This is a genomic window from Filimonas lacunae, from assembly GCF_002355595.1.
GTDB lineage: Bacteria > Bacteroidota > Bacteroidia > Chitinophagales > Chitinophagaceae > Filimonas > Filimonas lacunae.
In genome coordinates, this window is the sequence record NZ_AP017422.1 from 6,451,696 (window position 1) to 6,472,792 (window position 21,097).

Genomic DNA, 21,097 nt, shown 5'->3' on the forward strand with positions numbered 1-21,097 from the left:
GCTTGCTTCCCCTCCCCACACCCTTTACACCTTACGGCCAAAGTATCTTAACACTCATAGCAAAGTACACCACAAATGGTATCTTTGCTAAAAGATTAGTTATGTACATTGAGCAATTATATACCGGCTGCTTAAGCGAGGCAGCTTACTATATAGAGAGTGAAGGTGAGGCAGCTATTATTGATCCTTTGAGAGATATAGCACCTTATGTGGAACTGGCAACAAGAAGGAATGCAACCATTAAATTTATTTTTGAAACACACTTTCATGCCGATTTTGTGAGCGGTCATATAGACCTCTCACAAAGTACGGGTGCACCTATTATCTATGGCCCTGATGCTAAAGCCCGCTTTGATGCAGTGGTGGCAGCCGATGGCCAAAAATTTACATTAGGGAAACTACAGATAGAAGTATTACATACCCCTGGTCACACACTGGAAAGCGCTTGCTTTTTACTGAAAGATGAAAACGGTAAAGACTATGCTGTATTTACCGGCGACACTTTGTTTGTAGGTGATGTAGGCCGCCCCGACCTGGCGCAGAACGGTGAAGACTTAACCACTCATTCGTTAGCAGGCATGCTGTACGACAGTTTGCAAAAAAGAATTATCCCCCTGGCAGATGACGTGATCGTTTATCCCGCACATGGCGCTGGTAGTAACTGTGGCAAAAAACTTGGGGCTGCCACACAAAGCACCATTGGTGAAGAAAAGCAAAGCAACTACGCGCTGCTGGCCAAAACCAGGGATGAGTTTATTGCCGCTGTAACAGAAGGCTTAAACACTCCGCCTGAATACTTTGCCATTAATGCACGCATTAACAAAGAAGGCTATCAGCACCTGGACGAAATTCTGGCCAAAGCATTAAAGCCATTGTCTGTTGCTGAGTTTAAAGCAATAGCAGCCGATAAAGATGCCACTATTTTAGACACCCGCCCGGGTGCAACCTTTTCGGAAGCTTTTATACCCGACTCCATATTTATTGGCCTGGAAGGCCGTTTTGCAGAATGGGCAGGCAACCTGTTATCATTTGACAAGCCTATATTACTGGTAAGCCCCGAAGGCCAGGAAAAGGAAACCGTTATACGGTTAACAAGGGTTGGCTTCTCTTTATTTGAAGGCTACCTGGAAGGTGGCTTTGATAGCTGGATAAAAGCGGGCGAGCCTACCGATATGATCATTAACATTGAGCCGGACGAACTGGCAATGGATTTACCATTTGATGACAGGCTGATAGTTGTAGACGTTCGCAAGGAAGTAGAATTTGCCGATGGGCATGTAAAAGATGCCGTGAATATTCCGTTGGCAAACCTTACTGATCCTGCCAGCATGAGTGCCATACAGGACGACGACAATCTATACCTTCATTGCGCCAGCGGCTACAGAAGTGTTATTGCAGCTTCTATTATGAAAAAGCAAGGCATTCACAACCTGCGTAATGTGCTGGGTGGCTGGAAAGCAATTAAAGAAGAAGAAAAGATCCCTACAGAAAAAAGCGCAGCGGCATTAAACTAATGCTGTTATTATACATGCAAAATGGGCACGTCTTTAACAGATGTGCCCATTTTGTTTAACCGGTTGGTTTCCGTTTTACAATATCGTATTCTGTAAAATAGCGCTTTTGGTAAGATGATCTGTATTATAATGCAGCCCTCTGCTTTCTTTTCTAAACTGGGCTCCTTTCACAATCAGGTACCCTACCGATATCAGGTTACGCAACTCACACAGCTGAGGAGACACTTTGGTTGTCTGATACAGCTGTTCTGTTTCCACGTGCAATAGATCCAGTCTTTTCATGGCTCTTTCCAAACGCACATCATTTCTTACAATCCCTACATAGTCACTCATTACCTGCTGCAATTCCTTCTGGCTTTGGGTAATTAAGATCATTTCTTTAGGATCAGTTGTGCCTTTGGTATTCCAGTCAGGAATAGCTGCTTCGCTTTCCAACCCCGGCAGGTCACCTGTTTCTTCCAAACGTTTAACTATATCCAGGTAAGCACGATGGCCATATACCATAGCTTCCAGCAGGCTGTTGCTGGCTAAGCGGTTAGCGCCATGCAAACCCGTGCTGGCACATTCGCCGCAGGCATACAGGTGTTGGATAGAAGTACGTGCCCAATCATCTGTTTTAATACCACCGCAGCTGTAGTGAGCTGCAGGCGCCACAGGAATCATTTGCTGCATTACATCTATGCCTATTGATAAGCATTTTTCGTATATGTTGGGGAAATGATGCAGAAACTTGTCCTTATCCATATGCCTGCAATCGAGGAATACATATTCAGTACCAGTTCTCTTCATTTCACTATCTATAGCTCTTGCAACAATATCACGAGGCGCCAGGTCTCTACGCTCATCATACCGCTCCATAAACGCTTCGCCATCCTTGTTTCTTAATATGCCACCATCACCTCTTACCGCTTCTGTTATCAGGAAAGAAGGCGACACCCCCGGCTCATATAAAGCAGTAGGATGAAACTGGATAAACTCCATGTTTTCAATACGCCCCTTAGCACGGTATACCATTGCCACACCATCGCCTGTAGCAATGCGTGGATTGGTAGTAGTACGGTATGCCTGCCCACAGCCACCAGTGGCCAGTAAAGTAGTGCGGGATACAATTTTTTCTATCTTGTTGGTGCGAAGGTTTAATACATACACACCATAGCAGGTAATATCGGGAGTAGATTTAGTAACCAGGTAACCTAAATGGTGTTGTGTAATCAGGTCTACCACAAAGCAGTGATTAATCACTTCGATATTAGCAGTGTTTGTAGCTGTTTCCAGCAACGCCCTTTCAATTTCTTTTCCGGTAACATCTTTATGATGCAGAATACGGTGTTCACTATGTCCACCTTCACGCCCTAACTCATAATCGCCCGCCGCATCTTTATCAAAGCGGGTTCCGTATTCAATAATTTCCCTGATACGCTCTGGGCCTTCTTTCACTACAATCTCCACTGCCCGTGGGTTGCATAAACCGTCACCAGCTATCAGCGTATCTTCAATATGCTTTTCAAAGCTATCTTTATCTTCATCCCACACACCTGCTACTCCCCCTTGTGCATACTTCGTGTTCGTTTCGTCTGCCTGGGTTTTCGTAATCACTATAATCTTCTTATCGGGATAGCGCCGTGCTATTTTCAATGCATAAGTAAGACCCGCTATGCCCGAGCCAATTACCAGGAAATCTGTTTGCATATTGCAAGTTACTTGTTATAAAGTAAGGGTTTATTGTTGTGCGCAGGCAGGTTATAACACTTCTACCCAGGCATCATTTTCTTTCAGCAGGTTAATCAACTCATCCACTGCCACCTCGCTGTCTACATTACGCTTCACCACCTCTTTACCTTTGTATAAAGTAATTTTTCCGGGACCACTGCCTACATAACCAAAATCGGCATCGGCCATTTCGCCCGGACCATTTACAATACAACCCATGATAGCTATTTTAACGCCTTTCAGGTGGTTGGTTACTGCACGTATTTTAGCCGTGGTTTCCTGTAAGTCAAACAAGGTACGGCCACAGGATGGGCAGGATATGTATTCTGTTTTAGAGATACGTGTACGGGTTGCCTGTAGTATAGAGAAAGAGGTGGAGTTTAAAAAGCGATGATTGTTATCAACAGCAATATAGTTACGTCCGCTTACTTTGGCATTCACCAGTTTGGCAGGATCGTTCATCAGCCATATACCATCCCCCATACCCTCCAGCAATAAGGCACCGGTATCTGTAGAAAATTGTATTAATTGTTCATCAGCAGTAGCGCCATGGCTTTCCGAACATAGAATGATAGGCGTTTTTACACCTTGCTTCATCAGTTCAGTAATAGCACATCTTACATTAGGCATGGTATGCTTATGTGTAGAGAAAAAGCAAAATACTGCGGTAGGATCGTTGGCCGCTTTTTCAAAAATCTGCTTTTCAATCTTCTTATCAATAGCATGTGTGTCAACACCTATAAAGTTCAATACCGGCGATTGATTTGCTACATCCAGGTATTCTACTCCCTGAAACAGCGGGAAGTACTTTTCTGTATCCACTCCCTTTTGCCAGGTGCTGCAATCGCAAATCACTTTTAAGGTGCCTGGCAATGCAAAGTCAAGCACCTTGCCTGCTGTATAAATATAATCGGCTGCGCCATCGCTGATATTCCATTTATCACTGGGCACATCATAGGTGTATCCTATGGCTTGTAAATCGTCTGGTGCAATAGCCTGCTTTTGCATAAAGTCGGCCACCACCACCGGCACTTGTTTACCACCGATATTAGACACTTCCGTAGTTACCCTGCGGCGGTATTCAAATGGCGAGTAAGGTAAGTTGCTGATCACCTGGTCTACTTCTGCTTCATGCACCTTTTCGGTATCAGCAGCATGCTTTATAGTGCTTGCCAGTAAAGGCTTTTTCTCCCTGGCGTGGTATCGCTTCACCAGGTCTTTACACACCGGGATTTCAAACTCCGGATCTTCTGTTAAACTTACACGAATAGTATCGCCAATGCCATCTTCCAGCAAAGTGCCTATACCTATAGCCGATTTAATACGGCCATCTTCCCCATCACCTGCTTCTGTAACCCCCAGGTGCAGTGGATATAATTCACTAAACTCGTTCTGCATCTGTTGTACCAGCAAACGGTAAGCCTGCACCATTACCTGCGGGTTACTGCTTTTCATACTCAGCACAATGTTATGATATTGCTCATCGCGGGCTATACGCAAAAATTCCATAGCGCTTTCTACCATACCCATCGGCGTATCGCCATAACGGCTCATAATACGGTCGCTTAAACTACCGTGGTTAGTGCCAATGCGCATAGCAGTACCATATTCCTTACATATTTTCAATAAGGGGGTAAAGCGCTCGCGGATGCGTTCAATCTCTTCATCGTATTCCGCATCGGTATAATCAATCAGTTCAAATTTTTTCTTGTCAACGTAATTGCCTGGGTTAATGCGCACCTTTTCTATAATACGTGCCGCCACTTCCGCCGCATTGGGCGTAAAGTGAATGTCTGCTACTATAGGTGTAAAATAGCCGCGCTTATTTAACTCGTTCTTTATATTCAGCAGGTTCTCCGCTTCTTTTTTGCTGGGAGCAGTTATTCTTACCAGTTCGGCCCCTGCTTCAATACAACGTATAGTTTGCTCTACAGTGCCAATGGTGTCCATTGTGTCAGTTGTGGTCATCGTTTGCGTGCGAATGGGGTGAAGATTCCCCAGCAACAGATCTCCCACCTTTACTTCTCGCGTCTTTAACCGGCTATAAGTAGCTAACGAATTACAATACAACTGCATAAATATATTTCTACAACAAAAATAGGTATTAAAAGAAGTATATCTCTCAAATAACCGTACCGGTTACTATAGCAGACAGGCGCTTTTACAAATTAATTTTCACATAACAATCCTGTTTGGCACTGTTATTGATTTTATATTTATGTTTTTTAAGGGTTTAGGGTTGAAAATATTGCCTGGGTTTCTACCCGGGCTTTTTTATGCTTATTACAACCATATCTGGCCTGATTTTATGCCTTATATAAACAGAACCGCTACACTATGAAAAAGGTAAAAATATTTGCCGAAGGCACTTATCAGCAATTACAGCAATCTGTAAATCATTGGCTGGGAGAAAATAAGGATATCTCTATCCTTTCTTCTAACCTGGAGGTTAAACAAAAGGATTCCTCAGAATACCTCTTTTATATATTATATGCGGGTGTAGATGCAGATGAAAAAGGAAAGCTGCAAACTTTGGCCGTGGTAGACCAGTCTGCAGCTTCCGTTGAAACCAACAAGGTGGTAGAAGTAATTACCAACCCGGAGGTTACTATAAAAAATTGATTACCAGTCTTTCTGGTTCTGTTTGTTAGATGGCTTTTTCTGCAGTTGTTTTTGCAGTTGGTTTTCGCTGTCCCTTAATTTACCCAGCATTTCTTCTGCCTGCTTTTCGTTCATCTTATTGTTCTGCTGTTCCTGCGAACGGGGAGATGGCGGAGGGTCGTTCTTCTGCTGCTGGTTATTGTTATGCTCGTTTTGCTCCTGCTCTTTCTGCTCATTTAAAGCCTTTTGCAGGTTTTCACGGGTTTTCTGATCTTCCGGAATCAGGCGTAACGATTGTTTAAAAGCAGTGATAGCTTCGGCCAGTTTATGGTCTTTTGCCATGGCTACTCCTTTATTATAATATATGCTTGCCTGAAAATTGGTAGTATTGGCAGTGTCATTCGTGGGAATTTTGGCTTTTGCCACTTCGTCATACAAAACAGCTGCATCGGCAGATTTTTTCTGTTTGTCCAAAGTATTCCCCAAATTGAACTTAGCCTTGTAGTTTCCGGGCTCTTTTGCCAGGGCTTTGCGATATAATAGTTCGGCTTCTTTAAACTTGCCCACCTTGTACATATCATTTCCCTTCTTAATAATTGCGTCAACAGACTGTGCATTAGCCGATTGCGCCAGAAAGGTACCCGCCACCACTATAGATATAAACAGTTTCAATGGTTATCGTTTTTTTACTTCAGGAATAAATATCTCTGCTATTAATAACAATACCAGGAATATTATAAAGAACGGAAAAAGCGAAGCATATTGTCTGGCCCCTCCTTTATCTGAAAGGGATCTTTTATCCATAGTAGACAGTACCTTGGCAATTTCAGCCGCATTGGCTTCTGCATGGTCGAGGTGAAAATACTCCCCGCCACTTTGCTGGGCAATATCTTTTAACTCCTTCTCGTTCAATCGGGTAAGCACCATTTTGCCTTGTGCATCCAATTTATATTCGGTAGCGCCTGGTTCTTTAATAGGAGATCCTTCTACAGATCCAACACCTACTGTAAACACCACTACCCCATTTTCTCTTAACTGGCGCACCATTTCGGAAGCTTTGGGATCGTGATCTTCCCCATCAGAAATAAGCACTACGGCTTTATATTTCTTTAAACCGTTATCCATCGACTTATCACACAACTGTAAGGCATCGCCAATTACTGTTCCCTGAACCGGCACCGCATTAGGTGTGGCATTGGAAACAAATAGTTTAGCTGCCGTTATGTCATCTGTCAGGGGCATTTGTAAATAGGCCTGCCCGGCAAATAAAATAAGGCCTACACGGTTGTTGGTAAGCTGATCCAGCAATGTTTGGGTAAATAACCTGGCTTTTTCCAGGCGGGATGGTTTCGCATCTTCACATAACATGCTTTTACTTACGTCCAGGGCCACCATTACGTCAATACCCACTTTCTTTTCATCACTGGAGAAAAAGGGAGTACGGAAGTTTACCAGTGCCAGAATGCCCATTGTTAAGGCAACCAGCAGCAAAACAAACTTCACAACATACTGGCGTGGAGCATATTCGCGGGTCAGTAAACTAATCAGTTTAGCATCACCCAACTTGGCCTTCACCTTCTTTTTCCAGCGAAGCACCATTACGAATATGATTACCAGGGGAATTAGGATTGTGAGCCCCAAAAGGAACTCTATGCGTTCAAATGAAATCATATTGCGACGAAGTTACTTTTTCCCTTCCAAAAAGCCCATTTGTTTCAGTATACTTTTTAGCAGGTATTCTCTTACCTGTGTCATGTTGGTATTGGCAGGCCCTTCTACGTTCATAGCAAAAAAGTAAGGATGCCTGTTTTCTTCTACCCAACCCACTAACCAGCCAATAGCTTTACCGCTTTCGTTAAACGCCCATCCGGTTTTATAAGCCAGCGTATAATTCGCATTATTTTCCTGGATCAACAAGTCTTTTACCACTTCCTGGGTGGTCTTTTTATGGAAAGGTAACTGGCCGAAATACAATTTCTTCACCAGCCCCAATTGCTCGTCAGCAGTGACTTTCACAGAATTATCCAGCCAAAAGGTATCGAGGTTTGCAGCAGTGATAGCCGATTTTTTATACCTGCTTCCATAGCCCAGGCTATCCAGCCAGCGCTGCATAGTATCGCGGCCAATACGGCGTGCAATTTCCTGAAAATAGGGAACAGCGGAAGCCTTAAAAGCTTCTTCCATGGTAAGGTCTTTATTCCATCCGGTAGCGGTGTCGCCATTGGGATATTTACGAACCACCTTATCCCAGGGGAGTGCCATTTTTTTATTGGAAATAGTGCCTTTTTCCAGGCCAATAAGGCTGTTGAGGATTTTAAAAGTAGAACCTGGCAAATAGGTAGAATCTTTAAAGCGAGACAGGTTATATACAAAGAACTTACCCTGGCCGTTGTCGTACAAACCAAAGGTGCCGGTTACCTTGCTGCTGTCGAAATACTTTTCCCAACTATTCTCTATTGTTACATTATTAGGTGTACAGGAATACATTCCTACCATTACACTTAATACTGCCAGACCCAGAAATTGCTTCATACATTCAATTATGGCCGCAAAAATAACCTGCAAAAGCAACAGAATGTAATATTTCATGTTGCAAAAGCAACATAAAAGCAATATAAAACGGCACAAAGGCAATATAAATGCAACATGGCCCGCAATACGGGCCATGTAATTATGTAAGTAACACTGATTCTATGTACTATTTCAACACATCCAGCTCCTTACCCACTTTGGTAAAGGCAGCAATGGCCTTATCCAGGTGATGCTGCTCGTGGCCGGCACTCAGCTGTACGCGGATACGCGCCTGACCTTTAGCTACAACGGGGAAGAAGAAACCGATCACATAAATGCCTTCTTCGAGCAATTTGGCGGCAAAGTTTTGCGCCACAACTGCATCGTACAACATAATAGGCACAATCGGATGCTCCCCTGGTTTAATATCAAAACCAGCTTCAGTCATTTTCTCACGGAAATACTTTGTGTTGAATTCCAGTTTATCGCGCAGTTCGGTAGTTTCGGTAAGCATATCCAGCACAGCAATAGAAGCGCCTACAATACTTGGAGCTACTGTGTTAGAAAACAGGTAAGGCCTGGAACGCTGACGCAGCATTTCAATTACTTCTTTTTTACCGCTGGTAAAACCGCCGGAAGCGCCACCTAAGGCTTTGCCCAGGGTGCCGGTAATAATATCTATACGGCCCATAACACCACGATGCTCGTGGGTGCCACGCCCTGTTTTGCCTAAAAAGCCGGAAGAATGACACTCATCAATCATTACAATAGCATCGTATTTATCTGCCAGATCGCAGATTTTGTCCAGCTGGGCAATAGTGCCGTCCATGCTGAACGAGCCATCAGTAACAATAATACGGCTGCGTAACTGGGCTGTTTCTTTCAGCTTTTCTTCCAGGTCTTCCATATTGTTATGCTTGTAACGGTAACGTTGTGCTTTACACAAACGAACACCGTCAATAATGGAAGCGTGGTTCAGTTCATCGCTGATGATAGCATCCTGCTCGTTAAACAGGGGTTCGAATACACCACCGTTGGCATCAAATGCAGCGGCATATAAAATAGTGTCTTCTGTGCCTAAAAACTGTGCTATTTTTTGCTCCAGTTGCTTGTGGATATCCTGTGTTCCACAAATAAACCTTACGCTGCTCATACCGTAGCCGTGCGAGTCAATGGCTTTGTGCGCAGCTTCAATTACTTTAGGATGAGAGGATAGTCCGAGGTAGTTATTGGCGCAAAAGTTCAATACAGTTTTACCGTTTACTACTATTTCAGCACCCTGTTCGCTGGTAATGATGCGCTCTTTTTTCATCAGACCTGCGGCTTCAATTTCTGTCAGCTCCTGTTGCAACCGGTTAATAAAATTTCCGTTCATAGCGTTTTTTATTTTTAAGCGTGGCAAAGGTAGGGGAAAGGGCTATTTTGTCGGATTTTCTAGTTAAGGCTTTGTAAAAAGCCGATAAAATGGAAAATAATTACGTTCTGGTAACTTTTTCGCGTTTACCTTCGTATTACCCGAAAACACTTTAAAGGTATGCAATCGAAACATCTACTCTCCTCATTGTTCATCTTAGCCATATGTGCCATTGCCATAGGCGGATCATACCATTACAGCAAGGAGCTTCACAAAAAATATCTGACCACAGGTGCCAGCGCTCAAAACAATACCACTAAATCAGCCGCAGAAGAACAGTCCGAAAAAGTAGGACACATTTTCTGGGAGTCGGTTACGCGGTTGATTGTTTCCGCTAAAAATTAAAAATTTGTTTCCTCCGCCGGCACGGGGGATTTTTTTTGCCATTTGTTGTAACATTTATTTTACTCACCCGTAACACATACAGAAAAGGCACTAAAGAGAGAACAACATCCACTGTTTATGACAGAAAAAGAGTATAATGATTGTGTAAACCTGTACGCCGACAACGTGTTCCGTTTTATTATTAAAAACATCCGGCACGAAGATGACGCCAGGGACATTGTACAAACTGCATTTGAAAAAATGTGGCGCAACCGCGGTTCTGTTGAAACAGACAAAAGCAAATCGTATTTATTTACCATTGCTTATAACCAGATGATTGATCATATCCGAAAAAGTCAGCGTGTTTCTTTGAAAGAGGATTTTTCTTCCGATGTTCGTGTTCTGGAACAACCGCCACACCAGATGAAAAAAACTTTACAGGAGGCATTGAACAGATTGAACGAAACACAACGCAGCCTGGTGATGCTGAAAGACTATGAAGGATATAGCTATGAAGAGATAGGTAAAATAACAGGGCTGAACGAAAGCCAGGTAAAAGTTTACCTGCATCGTGCACGGGTGGCATTGAAAAATTATTTGGTAAGCCCTGAAAATGTGATGTAGCATGATGATTAACCGTCATAATTATGAAGAGTTTCTGTTGATGTACGTGGATAACGAACTCAACCTGCACCAGCGGATGGAGCTGGAACTTTTCATGGAGCAAAATCCCGATCTGGCAGCAGAACTGCAGGTCTTGCAGGAATCTGTGTTATTGCCGGAAGACAATATTGTATTTAACAACAAGCAGGATTTATACAAACACGCGGAGGGTGATATTCACCCGGAGTTGTATGAAGAGCAACTGCTGTTGTATATAGATAATGAACTGGATGCAACAGCCAGAGCCAGGGTTGAAACCTTTGTGCAACAAAATGCATCTGCACAATCAGAATTAGAGCTGTTACAGCAAACCATTTTACAGGTAGAGCCTGTTGCTTTTGCACATAAGGAGATATTATACCGGAAAGAACGGGAGCGCAGGGTAATTCCTATTTACTGGACACGCCTTGCCGTTGCAGCAGCTTTGTTGGGCGTTACAGCCACTTCGGGCTGGTGGTTTTATCACAATAGCAGCAGTAACAGTGTACAGGAAGCTACCGGCAGTACAACTTACACCGCTAAAGCAACCCCGGCAGAACAGGAAACTAATGGAATCAGCGCCACAAACAATACTCCTGTAGTAACCGGCACAAGGACCACTGTACCTGCTGCTAGCACAACAGCCCCCCCACCGGCAAAGAACCATTCTGTGATTGCAGTAAACCGCCCGGCGGCTACTCCATCGCAACAGGCAACAACAACACCGTTGGCAAAACGGGAAGTAAATCCTATGATAGTGGCCACTACAGTTACCGGCGAGCCCTCGACCAGCAATCAGGAAACTATTATAGCAGCCCTGCTGCCAGATAAGGTAATTACTGCCCATCCGGCCTCACAAACCGCTATAGCAGACAACCAAACGGAAACGCATAAGGACATTGCCTACAAAGAACTGGATACCAGTGTGGAAGACGACCAGAAATTGTATGTAGGCGCACTTGAGCTGAACCGGAATAAAGTAAGAGGCTTTTTCAAAAAAGCGGGCCGTATACTCGGCGCTAAAGCAAAAGCTGTTACGGACGACGATAATCTTTAATACTCATTCAAATCAGAAGATCATGAACAGGTTACTTGGGATGTTAACAGTCGCTACCCTGGCTGTTACATCAGGCTATGCACAAACTGATAGTACCCGGCAGAATACACCCGACACTATAAGAGTGGGCAATTTTATTATCGTTAAGAAGAATAAAAGCCAGAATCAAAGCGACAATACCCAGGAAGCAAAACAAGACAGATCATTCAATATCACCATCGGCAACAGGTACAGAAACCGGAGTAAGAACAAAAATGTATCTACCAACTGGTTTGTATTTGACCTGGGCTTTGCCAACTGGCGGGATAATACCAATTATAATGGTCCGGCCTTTACCGGCCAAACCGCCAACAGCGGGTTTATCAGAAATATTCCCAACAGCAGCCAGGCCAGCAACCCGGTGAATGAAAACAGCTTTAACCTGAATAACGGTAAATCATCTAACGTAAACATCTGGCTGTTTATGCAAAAGCGAAAGCTGGTGAAAGATGTGCTGAGTTTAAAATATGGCCTGGGCCTGGAAATGTATAACTACCGTTTTGAAACCAATGTCAGTTTCAGAAACTCACCTTCGCCCTACGTGTATAACGACTCTATCAACTTTTCTAAAAACAAGTTATACGCCGGCTATCTTACCGTGCCTTTTATGATCAACGTTACCCCCTCACCCATCAAACACAAAAATCTGAGCTTTAGTGCAGGGGTAAGTGCCGGATACCTGATAGGTAGCCGCAACAAACAAATCAGCAGTGAGCGCGGTAAGCAAAAAATCAATGGCAGCCTTAATATGAAATCGTGGCGCCTGGCAGCGATAGGCGAATTAGGCCTAGGCTTTGTACGCTTATACGGTTCTTACAGTTTAAATACTTTAATGCAGGAAAACAGAACAGGCCTGAAACAATACCCTTACGCTATGGGTGTACGTATCAGCTGTTTTTAACCTGAACATTTATATTGTTTCTCATGTGCATAATGTCACCCCGGCTCTCCGGGGTGTTATTTTTTTATCAAAAACCTGCCGTTTTTATAATGAAAGGAATCATTTTTGCGTTTAGGACGCAAAAGCAATCCGCAACGTTTATGAAGAACTGCTTATGCTTACTTACGCTAAGCTTACTTTTTTTTAGCAATACCTCCTTCCGTCACCGCGCCGCTTCTGGTGTGGGAGGTTATTACATCGTTATTGACAAAAGCGATTATGAATTACAGGTGTATGATAAAGATGGTTGGCTGGTAAGCTACCCCGTAGTATTTGGGAGTAAAGATCAGGGTGATAAATTATACCAGGGCGACAGGCGCACCCCGGAGGGAAACTTTACCATAGCCAGCAAACGTGTTCATGAAAAGTGGGACCGTATGATGTTGCTGGACTACCCAACCGCACAGGATGTAGCCAATTTTAACCTGCGTAAAAGCAGGGGACTTATTCCCAATGGCGCTACCCTCGGCGGCGGCATTGGCATCCATGGCACCTGGCCGCATGAAGATTATGCAATAGACCGCTATCTGAACTGGACGCAAGGATGCATCAGCATGAAAAACGCAGACGTGGAAGAACTGTACAAGATGATTCCACCAGGCACCCACGTTACCATCAGAAAATAACAATATCCCTGATATACAAAAATCCCGCAGCTATACCTGCGGGATTTTTTATTACCAACATCAGTTGATTAGCTAATGCTTTCTGCTCTGAAATAAGGCTGTAGCGCTTTTGGAATGTTAATGCCCTGCTCTGTCTGGTTATTTTCCAGTAAAGAAGCGAGTATGCGGGGTAATGCCAGGGAGCTGCCATTTAAGGTATGCGCCAACTGAATTTTACCTGTAGCATCTTTATACCTGCATTTTAAACGGTTGGCCTGGTAAGTTTCAAAGTTACTTACACTGCTTACCTCCAACCAACGCTCCTGAGCAGCGCTATACACCTCAAAATCGTAGGTTAAAGCACTGGTAAAGCTCATATCTCCCCCGCATAAACGAAGGATACGATAAGGCAGTTCCAGTAATTGCAGCAGCTTTTCCACGTGCAGCACCATTTCGTCCAGAATTTCATAGCTCTTTTCTTTAGCTACCACCTGAACAACCTCCACTTTTTCAAACTGGTGTAAGCGATTTAAACCTCTTACATCTTTACCATAGCTACCTGCTTCTCTTCTGAAACAAGGAGAATAAGCGGTCATTTTCACCGGCAATTCATCTTCTTTCAAAATCACATCGCGGTACAGGTTGGTTAACGGCACTTCCGAAGTAGGTATCAGGTAAAGATTATCTTCATTTACATAATACATCTGTCCTTCTTTATCAGGCAGTTGTCCCGTTCCATAGGCGGAAGCTTCATTTACCACAAAAGGAGGAATATGCTCAGTATACCCTGCTTCGGTATTGTAATCGAGGAAAAACTGGATTAAAGCGCGTTGCAAACGGGCGCCTTTTCCAATATATACCGGAAAACCGCTTCCGGTAATTTTATTGCCCAGTTCAAAATCAATCAAATTATACTTCTTAGTAATATCCCAGTGAGGAACAGCACCGCTAAACAGGGCAGGAATAGTGCCACTCTGCCTTACCACCTCATTTTCTTCGGGCGTTTTGCCCTTAGGCACAATGGCTGCCGGCAGGTTAGGCAATTGAATCAGCGTGTCGTGCAGTTGCTTTTCCACTGTCGCCATTTGCTCTTCCAGGGGCTTTAACTGTGGGTTTAACAAGGCCACTTCTGCCTTTAAGGCTTCTGCTTCTTCTTTTTTACCCTGCCCCATTAATTTACCAATATCCTTGGATGCGCTGTTCACCTTCGCTTTTATCGAATCAAATTCGGCCTGCAATTTCTTGCGCGAATCGTCTAGTTCTATAACTGTGTCTACCAACTCAGGCTGCTTAAAATATTTTACAGCCAGTTTTCCCTTTACTTCCTCTCTGTTTTCCCTCAAATGGGCTACTTGTAACATAACTTAGATAGGTTTGGACAAAGATAATGGCAGACTGATTAAATTCGCATTATGAACATGGTAACAGACGATTTACAGCAAAGGTGGTGGACGTTGGAAGCGAAACTGGTGGAACGCTTTGGTAAAAAGCCTGATATGGATGCAATTCTTTTCTTAATTGGCATTCAGGAAGCTGGCTTTGTGAGCCATGAAATTACCAAAGAGCAGAAGCAGGACCTGATGCATGTGGCCGTATGTACCATTCTTACACCTGGTGGTTATTACGCGAATGAAGGACAGGATGAAGATGGGTGGCCGCATTTTAGACAGCTGAAAGCCTTGCCGGAAATGAACCTGATAGAGCAGGAAAATTTTTTAAAAGACCATATTCTGTTCTATTTTGAGCAACAGGATTTTTGATTACTGTTTATTTTTACCAATATTTATTCAATATTTGCAGCAAATAAATAGTTGACACCATGAACTTTCCAGCTGAATTAAAGTATACCAAAGACCACGAATGGATTAAATTGGTAGATGGCAACACTGCAATAATAGGTATTACCGATTTTGCCCAGGGCGAATTAGGTGATATTGTATATGTTGACATTACAACTATTGGCAAGAATGTTGAAGCAAACGAAGTATTCGGTACAGTAGAAGCAGTTAAAACTGTCAGCGACCTGTTTTTGCCAGTAGCCGGTACTATTTTGGAAGTAAATCCAATACTTGAAAAGCAGCCTGAACTGGTTAATAGCGATCCTTACAATGAGGGTTGGATGGTTAAAATCACAGTAGCCAATCCAGCAGACCTCGACGGATTAATGACGGCAGACGCTTATAGTCAGTTGGTGGGCTAAAGAAATAGGTCGTACCCAAGTATAAAAACACTATGCCGGAATTAAAAAAGCTTGCAGAAGCCGATCTGGTGGATCAGTTAAAAAAGAGACATCAATCGGCTTTTGTTTATTTGTATGAAAACTATGCCGGTGCTTTGCACACTGTTGTAACTGCAGTAGTTATCGACAGGGATTCAGCTAATGATGTGCTTCAGGAAGTATTTGTAAAAATATGGAAGCAGATAGAAAGCTATGATGAAAACAAAGGCCGCTTATTTACGTGGATGACCAACATTGCGCGCAATGCTGCTATTGATATGGTACGTAGTAAGGAATTTCGCAAAAGTCAGAAAAACCGCGAATTGACAGAAGACGTATATATGTCAAGCGAACACAGCGCAACTACCCCCATCGAAAGAATTGGTCTTCGCAAACTGGTTCACCAGTTAAAAGACGACCATAAAGTACTCGTAGAGCTATCTTACTTTCAAGGGTTTACCCAGGAGGAGATAGCAAAAATGCTTGAGATTCCTTTAGGCACGGTTAAAACGCGACTTCGAGCAGCATTAATACAGTTAAAAAAATCAGTAAAAGTATAGTGGATACACAGGCATACATACAAAGCGGTGTAATAGAAAGCTATGTACTGGGCCTTGCTTCTGCCGAAGAAGCAGCCGAGTTATTAGAGCTATCCCGTCTTCATCCGGCCATTCAGCAGGCTTTGGATGAAACAGAAATTGCATTTGAAAAAAATGCAATGGCCAATGCATCTGTTCCGGATGCTGCTATCAGGGAACAACTACTGGCTACTTTACAAAACGATTTTATACCTGAAGAAGGTAATGCTGCCGGTTACAAAACCAGCTTATATGCTACCACAGCATCTTCAACAGAGACTACAAATACAGCAAGTGTTGTTAACATCTATCCCTGGAAAAGAATAACAGCAGCCTGTATTATACTACTGGCTATTAGTGTGGCTTTTAATTATCATTACTATAACAACTACAAGCAAAGCAATGAAAAGTATGAAGCATTGCTGAATGATAGAAACACACTGGAAGCCTCTATTAATGTATATAAGGCCAACATGCAGCTGATAGAAAGTCCGGCTACGGCTACTATTAAAATGCCTGGTGTAGCAGGCAAAGAAAATAGCCTGGCCACACTGTACTGGAATACACAAACTAAAGATGTATATATAATAGCCAATCAATTACCACAAGCCCCCTCTGGCAAACAATACCAGCTATGGGCTATTGTGAATGGCAAGCCTGTAGATGCAGGTGTAATGAACTGTAACGAGGGATTATGTAAAATGAAAAACATTCCCACAGCAGAAGCCTTTGCCATTACGCTGGAAAAAGAAGGCGGCAGTTCTTCCCCCACACTTACGGAAATGTATGTATTAGGAAAAGTATCATAAATATAAAAGGGCTGTTAATCGCAGCCCTTTTATATTTGTTGCAAATCCGAAAACGTGAAGAAAATATCCCTGGCCTTGTTGCCCGCTATTCTGTTCTTTTTCCTCAGCTATTATCTTTTAACTATCCCGGGTAAAGAGCTTCCGGAAGTAAGCTTTTTTGATAAAATACCTTTGTTTGATAAGTGGGTGCACATAGGTATGTTTTCCATTCTCGTATACTTATTTTCCCTTGCATTTAAGCAACAGATCATTACTAACAAAAGGCTGTTACCGTTACTGGCAGCAACCGGGTTGGTGTATGGTATTGCCATGGAATATGTGCAGAAGTATTATGTAGCCAACCGTTCATTTGACTTAACTGATATTATTGCCGATGGAGTAGGTTGTGTAATAGGGGCACTGCTTATACACTGGCAGATAAAAAGAAGCAGGGCGAAACAGGAAAGTATATAAAAAAATTGGCCCCTGTTGAAACAAGGGCCGCAACCAAAACTAACTGCTTATGAGAAAATTGACTACTTGCGATTTTATATTTCTATAGAAACAAATGCGATGCCAGTTTTTTTATCTTGATTGTTAAAGAAAATAAAAAGAACTTTTTTTAAGGCTTTACCGCTATTGCGTTTCTTTTATTTAGAATACAAAGTTCAAGTAAGGTTTAATAATAAAATGTTAAGTAGAAACAAGATAATGTTAACTGTTTATGCCATTACTCCAGCATTCAGAAAATCATATTGTTGTAACAACTTAATTTGTTTAGATCCTGCTAACGACTGCAATTGCGCTAGGTGATTTTCGTGATGCAGATCGGTTCCACAATAGTCATATAAATGCTCTTGTAACAACCAGTTACTCACTGCCTGGGCTTGTTTGCCGTAGTGGCCTGTTAATGCTAAAAGGTTCAATTGCAACAGCACTCCCATTCTTTTTAAGGTGCGGTACATCTCCTTTCTGTCGTGATAGTAGCCGTAACGTTCAGGATGTGCCAATACAGGCTTATACCCTGCTGTTTGTATACGGAAGAAGATATCCTGTACTCTAAAAGGCTCGGCATAAAAAGAAAGCTCTACCAGTACTTCGTTGTCGCGAATCACCAATAATGGTTCTGTTTGCATTAATTGGAGAAAAAAATCATCAATAAAGTATTCAGCGGCTGCACGCACACTTATATCTATTCCTTTTTTCTCCAGCGCCTTGTTTAACTGACTTAATCCCCAGGAAATAGTTTCCCTTGTATTCTGATAATATCCCCATTTGATATGAGGAGTGGTAACTATATTTCTGAAACCCAGTTTTTGTAATTGCTCAATATAATGGATAGAATCTTCCATTGATTTTGAGCCATCATCTATACCTGGTATTAAATGAGAATGTATGTCAGTGCCAAGGAACGAGAAGGCCTGCTCCCGGACGATGTCCAAAGCGTGATCGGCGTTTTTATTTTTGAAAATGTTGAACAACATGGCCTGTCGGTTAATTAGTCTTCGGGGAGGTTCGAAATTGCTCCAAACCTAAAGCAAATTAAACGCAAACTGTGTCAGCACAAACCCACTAGTTTAAGGGTTGGCATCCCACAGCTTCCTTATGCTCAGGTAACCAATAACTTATAATTGGTATGGAAACGTTAAATCCCTTTAATAAAAGCAAAACACCCGCCATTATGGTTAAAACAGGAGTAATTTTTTTAAAAGCATTTCTTAAAGGCATTCCCACAGCAAATCCCAGCAGCGATAAAGACAGTAACAAAGGGCTTGTTCCCAGGCCATACATTATCATAAATAATATCCCCCCTGTAAAAGAGTTAGATACAAAGGCTGTAGTAACAGCTATAAACACTAAACCACAAGGCAAAAAACCATTACCCATGCCCAACAAATAAAAAGCACCTATCCTTTTTTGTCTCATACAATATTGCGTAAGGGCAAGGATGGCTTTATTCATCTTTCTGAATAAAAAATTGGGTTTTCTAACCCGTTGTAAGCCCCCTGCCAGAACTGTCAATATAATAAGACTGCCTGCCAAAACAGCCAACCAGTGCTGCCAGGCAGGCACAAACACCCTTCGTCCTGCAATACCCGCTATTGCCCCTAATAATGCATAAGAAGTGGTACGCCCGGCATGGTATAACAGCAGCCCTATCCATTTAGGTGAATGAGTGTTATTTAGCGGTAATGCAAGCACCAGTGGGCCACACATGCCTACACAGTGCAAACTGCTTACGCACCCCAGTAAAAACCCCGGTATTACAATTGCCCACCACATTAGTTAACCTGTAGTTCTTTTTCCACATAATAATTAGTACCGTTGGCTTTCATATCCATCTTTAGCAGGTAAGGCCCTGGCTTCAATAATCGTTTATTAACAACCTGCTCACCAGCTTCGTTTATCTGTAAGGGAACTTTACAGTCGGCATCAGCATTACTTTTCCTGTAAAACCAGGCTTCCCCTTCTACCATCGCCCCTTTTAAAGCATCGGGCATTACAATAGTTACAGAGGTGTTGTTTTGCTCCACCGCCAGCACGCCTAAAACTCCAGCGTTTTTAATACCATTGATGCGTTGCTGATAACTCAGTTCCTGTTTATAATAATCTGCACTCACCAGGTCGAAGCGGGTGTGCACTGCTTTATATACTAATGTACCTATTAACGCAGCAAAGGCTACAAATACCAGTATCAATCTGTTTCCCCAACTCATATTAAAATGTTTTATTGTTACTTATTCGCTCACCGGCCCCGCAAAAGTGCTTACTGCCGATGCTATTTTTTTATTGCCCTGGTAAAAGCCTAACGTGATAGACGTTTTACGCTGTTGAATTACTGTACGTGGCAGAATTACAAAGAAAGTTCCGCTACCCTGCCCTTCGCTGGCTGCTATAACTTCGTTATGACCAATCATTTGAATAGCCCCTTTCACATTCTCTAACCGCACCGTTACAGGTATAGCAGTGATAGTTTTATTGATCATTTTAAGAGAATACAGGTTGGAGATACTATCCGCACCTCTTTCCTGGAATAATATACCCGGTGTTCTTATCACTGTAGCATCAATGTCTTTACGGGTATTCAACAACACACCCAGTAAAGCCAGTACCGCTACACATAAAGCCGTATATAATTTCATGCGGCCGGTGTACTTAAATGAAGTGCGGTCGCTGATAGCATTCTCAGAAGTGTACCGGATTAAACCTAATGGCTTTTTCATCTTAGCCATTACATCGTTACAAGCATCTATACAAGCTGTACATCCCACACACTCCATCTGGTTACCATTACGAATATCAATTCCCGTAGGGCACACACGCACGCATTGAAAACAATCCACACAATCACCGCGCTCTTCCTCAGCACTTTTTTTACCGCGGCCACGTGGCTCCCCCCTGCCATAGTCGTAAGCTACCGACATGGTATTTTTATCAATCAACACACCCTGCAATCTGCCATAGGGACAAACAGCCGTACACACCTGCTCTCTGAAAAATGCGTACACGCCATAAAACACTCCGGTAAAAATGAGGATAGAGAAAAAACCTGCCACATGTTGGGATAGCGGTTCTGTTACTATTTTCTCCAACGCTTTCACGCCTATAATATAGGCCAGGAAGCAGTTGGCTATTAAAAAAGACAGGAGAAAGAAACTAGCATGTTTCAGCAAAAGCTTACCCGCTTTTTTACCACTGAAAGGCGCTTCTTTTAATAATTTTTGTTCATTGGCACTACCTACAATCCAATATTCCAGCTTACGGAAAAGCATTTCCATAAAAATGGTTTGTGGACACATCCACCCGCAAAACAACCTGCCAAAGGCAGCTGTAAAAAGAATGATAAAGAAAATAAAACCAATCATCACCACCCCGAACAGGAAGAAATCCTGGGGCCAGAACACTTTGCTAAACAGGATAAACTTTGCTTCCGGTATGTTAAATAAAAACAAAGGCCTGCCCTCTATAGAAATAAAAGGCAGGCTGAAAAAAAGCAGGAAATAAACGTAACTAAGTGCAGTACGGTAATTATAATAAGTACCCTGAGGTTTTACCGCAAAAATCCATTGCCTTTTGCCTTTACCGTCAACAGTGGCTATACGATCTCTGAAATCCACCCCATCATTACCTTTAACTGCACCCATGTCACACACTT

At 42.7% G+C, this 21,097-nt stretch carries 23 protein-coding genes; 12 read left to right on the top strand and 11 right to left on the bottom strand.

Annotated elements, in window-relative coordinates:
- Positions 1 to 101 precede the first annotated feature (101 nt).
- On the top strand, positions 102 to 1,514 hold the full coding sequence (locus FLA_RS25335; RefSeq protein ID WP_076375595.1) for an MBL fold metallo-hydrolase: 1,413 nt from the start codon (positions 102 to 104) through the stop codon (positions 1,512 to 1,514).
- Positions 1,515 to 1,589: 75 nt separating this feature from the next.
- Here FLA_RS25335 and nadB read toward each other — a convergent pair whose 3' ends face one another.
- Both nadB and ispG read right to left on the bottom strand, forming a co-directional pair.
- The gene (gene nadB, locus FLA_RS25340; protein ID WP_076375597.1) at positions 1,590 to 3,203 is read right to left on the bottom strand and encodes an L-aspartate oxidase; all 1,614 of its coding nucleotides are present in this window, start codon (positions 3,201 to 3,203) and stop codon (positions 1,590 to 1,592) included.
- A gap of 51 nt (positions 3,204 to 3,254) precedes the next feature.
- Entirely contained in the window at positions 3,255 to 5,300 is a 2,046-nt protein-coding gene (ispG, locus tag FLA_RS25345) for a (E)-4-hydroxy-3-methylbut-2-enyl-diphosphate synthase (RefSeq protein WP_076375599.1), read from the bottom strand.
- Between the two features lie 261 nt (positions 5,301 to 5,561).
- Here ispG and FLA_RS25350 point away from each other — a divergent pair, with 261 nt between their 5' ends.
- Positions 5,562 to 5,846 carry a hypothetical protein gene (locus FLA_RS25350; protein ID WP_076375601.1) on the top strand — a complete coding sequence of 95 codons (285 nt, stop codon included), beginning with the start codon at positions 5,562 to 5,564 and terminating at the stop codon, positions 5,844 to 5,846.
- On the opposite strand, the gene FLA_RS25355 is transcribed toward FLA_RS25350, so the two are convergent.
- The 4 genes from FLA_RS25355 to kbl form a co-directional block, all read right to left on the bottom strand.
- On the bottom strand, positions 5,847 to 6,497 hold the full coding sequence (locus FLA_RS25355; RefSeq protein ID WP_076375603.1) for a tetratricopeptide repeat protein: 651 nt from the start codon (positions 6,495 to 6,497) through the stop codon (positions 5,847 to 5,849). It abuts the gene before it with no gap.
- Positions 6,498 to 6,500: 3 nt separating this feature from the next.
- Positions 6,501 to 7,424: a VWA domain-containing protein gene (locus FLA_RS25360; protein WP_159445056.1), complete on the bottom strand. Its 924-nt coding sequence runs from the start codon at positions 7,422 to 7,424 to the stop codon at positions 6,501 to 6,503.
- Positions 7,425 to 7,508: 84 nt separating this feature from the next.
- Positions 7,509 to 8,357, bottom strand: a complete 849-nt coding sequence (locus tag FLA_RS25365) for a penicillin-binding transpeptidase domain-containing protein (protein WP_076377316.1) — start codon at positions 8,355 to 8,357, stop codon at positions 7,509 to 7,511.
- 166 nt (positions 8,358 to 8,523) lie between these two features.
- Positions 8,524 to 9,711 (bottom strand): glycine C-acetyltransferase, encoded by a 1,188-nt coding sequence (gene kbl, locus FLA_RS25370; RefSeq protein ID WP_076375607.1) that lies wholly within the window; start codon positions 9,709 to 9,711, stop codon positions 8,524 to 8,526.
- 159 nt (positions 9,712 to 9,870) lie between these two features.
- Between kbl and FLA_RS25375 the strand changes: the two genes are divergently transcribed.
- The 5 genes from FLA_RS25375 to FLA_RS25395 all read left to right on the top strand — a co-directional run bounded on the left by FLA_RS25375 (position 9,871) and on the right by FLA_RS25395 (position 13,378).
- Complete coding sequence (locus tag FLA_RS25375) at positions 9,871 to 10,095, top strand: hypothetical protein (protein WP_144263954.1); 225 nt, start codon at positions 9,871 to 9,873, stop codon at positions 10,093 to 10,095.
- A 117-nt stretch (positions 10,096 to 10,212) separates the two neighbouring features.
- Positions 10,213 to 10,698, top strand: coding sequence for an RNA polymerase sigma factor (locus tag FLA_RS25380; RefSeq protein WP_076375611.1), 486 nt, complete (start codon positions 10,213 to 10,215; stop codon positions 10,696 to 10,698).
- A gap of 1 nt (position 10,699) precedes the next feature.
- On the top strand, positions 10,700 to 11,773 hold the full coding sequence (locus FLA_RS25385; protein ID WP_076375613.1) for an anti-sigma factor family protein: 1,074 nt from the start codon (positions 10,700 to 10,702) through the stop codon (positions 11,771 to 11,773).
- Positions 11,774 to 11,795: 22 nt separating this feature from the next.
- Complete coding sequence (locus tag FLA_RS25390) at positions 11,796 to 12,713, top strand: outer membrane beta-barrel protein (RefSeq protein ID WP_084206013.1); 918 nt, start codon at positions 11,796 to 11,798, stop codon at positions 12,711 to 12,713.
- 140 nt (positions 12,714 to 12,853) lie between these two features.
- A complete protein-coding gene (locus FLA_RS25395) occupies positions 12,854 to 13,378 on the top strand; it encodes a L,D-transpeptidase family protein (protein ID WP_076375617.1) in 525 nt (174 codons plus the stop codon).
- 68 nt (positions 13,379 to 13,446) lie between these two features.
- Here FLA_RS25395 and serS read toward each other — a convergent pair whose 3' ends face one another.
- Positions 13,447 to 14,718 carry a serine--tRNA ligase gene (gene serS, locus FLA_RS25400; protein ID WP_076375619.1) on the bottom strand — a complete coding sequence of 424 codons (1,272 nt, stop codon included), beginning with the start codon at positions 14,716 to 14,718 and terminating at the stop codon, positions 13,447 to 13,449.
- Between the two features lie 51 nt (positions 14,719 to 14,769).
- Here serS and FLA_RS25405 point away from each other — a divergent pair, with 51 nt between their 5' ends.
- The 5 genes from FLA_RS25405 to FLA_RS25425 are packed head-to-tail and all read left to right on the top strand — an operon-like array spanning position 14,770 to position 17,415.
- The gene (locus tag FLA_RS25405) at positions 14,770 to 15,117 is read left to right on the top strand and encodes a hypothetical protein (protein ID WP_076375621.1); all 348 of its coding nucleotides are present in this window, start codon (positions 14,770 to 14,772) and stop codon (positions 15,115 to 15,117) included.
- 59 nt (positions 15,118 to 15,176) lie between these two features.
- Positions 15,177 to 15,557, top strand: coding sequence for a glycine cleavage system protein GcvH (gene gcvH / locus FLA_RS25410; RefSeq protein WP_076375623.1), 381 nt, complete (start codon positions 15,177 to 15,179; stop codon positions 15,555 to 15,557).
- A 32-nt stretch (positions 15,558 to 15,589) separates the two neighbouring features.
- The gene (locus tag FLA_RS25415) at positions 15,590 to 16,135 is read left to right on the top strand and encodes an RNA polymerase sigma factor (RefSeq protein WP_076375625.1); all 546 of its coding nucleotides are present in this window, start codon (positions 15,590 to 15,592) and stop codon (positions 16,133 to 16,135) included.
- Positions 16,135 to 16,962, top strand: a complete 828-nt coding sequence (locus FLA_RS25420; protein WP_076375627.1) for an anti-sigma factor — start codon at positions 16,135 to 16,137, stop codon at positions 16,960 to 16,962. The genes FLA_RS25415 and FLA_RS25420 overlap by 1 nt, the downstream gene beginning before the upstream one ends.
- A 54-nt stretch (positions 16,963 to 17,016) precedes the next feature.
- Positions 17,017 to 17,415, top strand: coding sequence for a VanZ family protein (locus FLA_RS25425; RefSeq protein WP_076375628.1), 399 nt, complete (start codon positions 17,017 to 17,019; stop codon positions 17,413 to 17,415).
- Positions 17,416 to 17,663: 248 nt separating this feature from the next.
- Here FLA_RS25425 and FLA_RS25430 read toward each other — a convergent pair whose 3' ends face one another.
- The 4 genes from FLA_RS25430 to ccoG all read right to left on the bottom strand — a co-directional run bounded on the left by FLA_RS25430 (position 17,664) and on the right by ccoG (position 21,086).
- On the bottom strand, positions 17,664 to 18,425 hold the full coding sequence (locus FLA_RS25430) for a tyrosine-protein phosphatase (RefSeq protein ID WP_076375630.1): 762 nt from the start codon (positions 18,423 to 18,425) through the stop codon (positions 17,664 to 17,666).
- Positions 18,426 to 18,513: 88 nt separating this feature from the next.
- Positions 18,514 to 19,224, bottom strand: coding sequence for a sulfite exporter TauE/SafE family protein (locus FLA_RS25435; RefSeq protein ID WP_076375632.1), 711 nt, complete (start codon positions 19,222 to 19,224; stop codon positions 18,514 to 18,516).
- Positions 19,224 to 19,658 carry a FixH family protein gene (locus FLA_RS25440; RefSeq protein WP_076375634.1) on the bottom strand — a complete coding sequence of 145 codons (435 nt, stop codon included), beginning with the start codon at positions 19,656 to 19,658 and terminating at the stop codon, positions 19,224 to 19,226. Before FLA_RS25440 ends, FLA_RS25435 begins: the two co-directional genes overlap by 1 nt.
- Positions 19,659 to 19,679: 21 nt before the next feature.
- Complete coding sequence (gene ccoG, locus FLA_RS25445; RefSeq protein WP_076375636.1) at positions 19,680 to 21,086, bottom strand: cytochrome c oxidase accessory protein CcoG; 1,407 nt, start codon at positions 21,084 to 21,086, stop codon at positions 19,680 to 19,682.
- Positions 21,087 to 21,097: the final 11 nt, after the last annotated feature.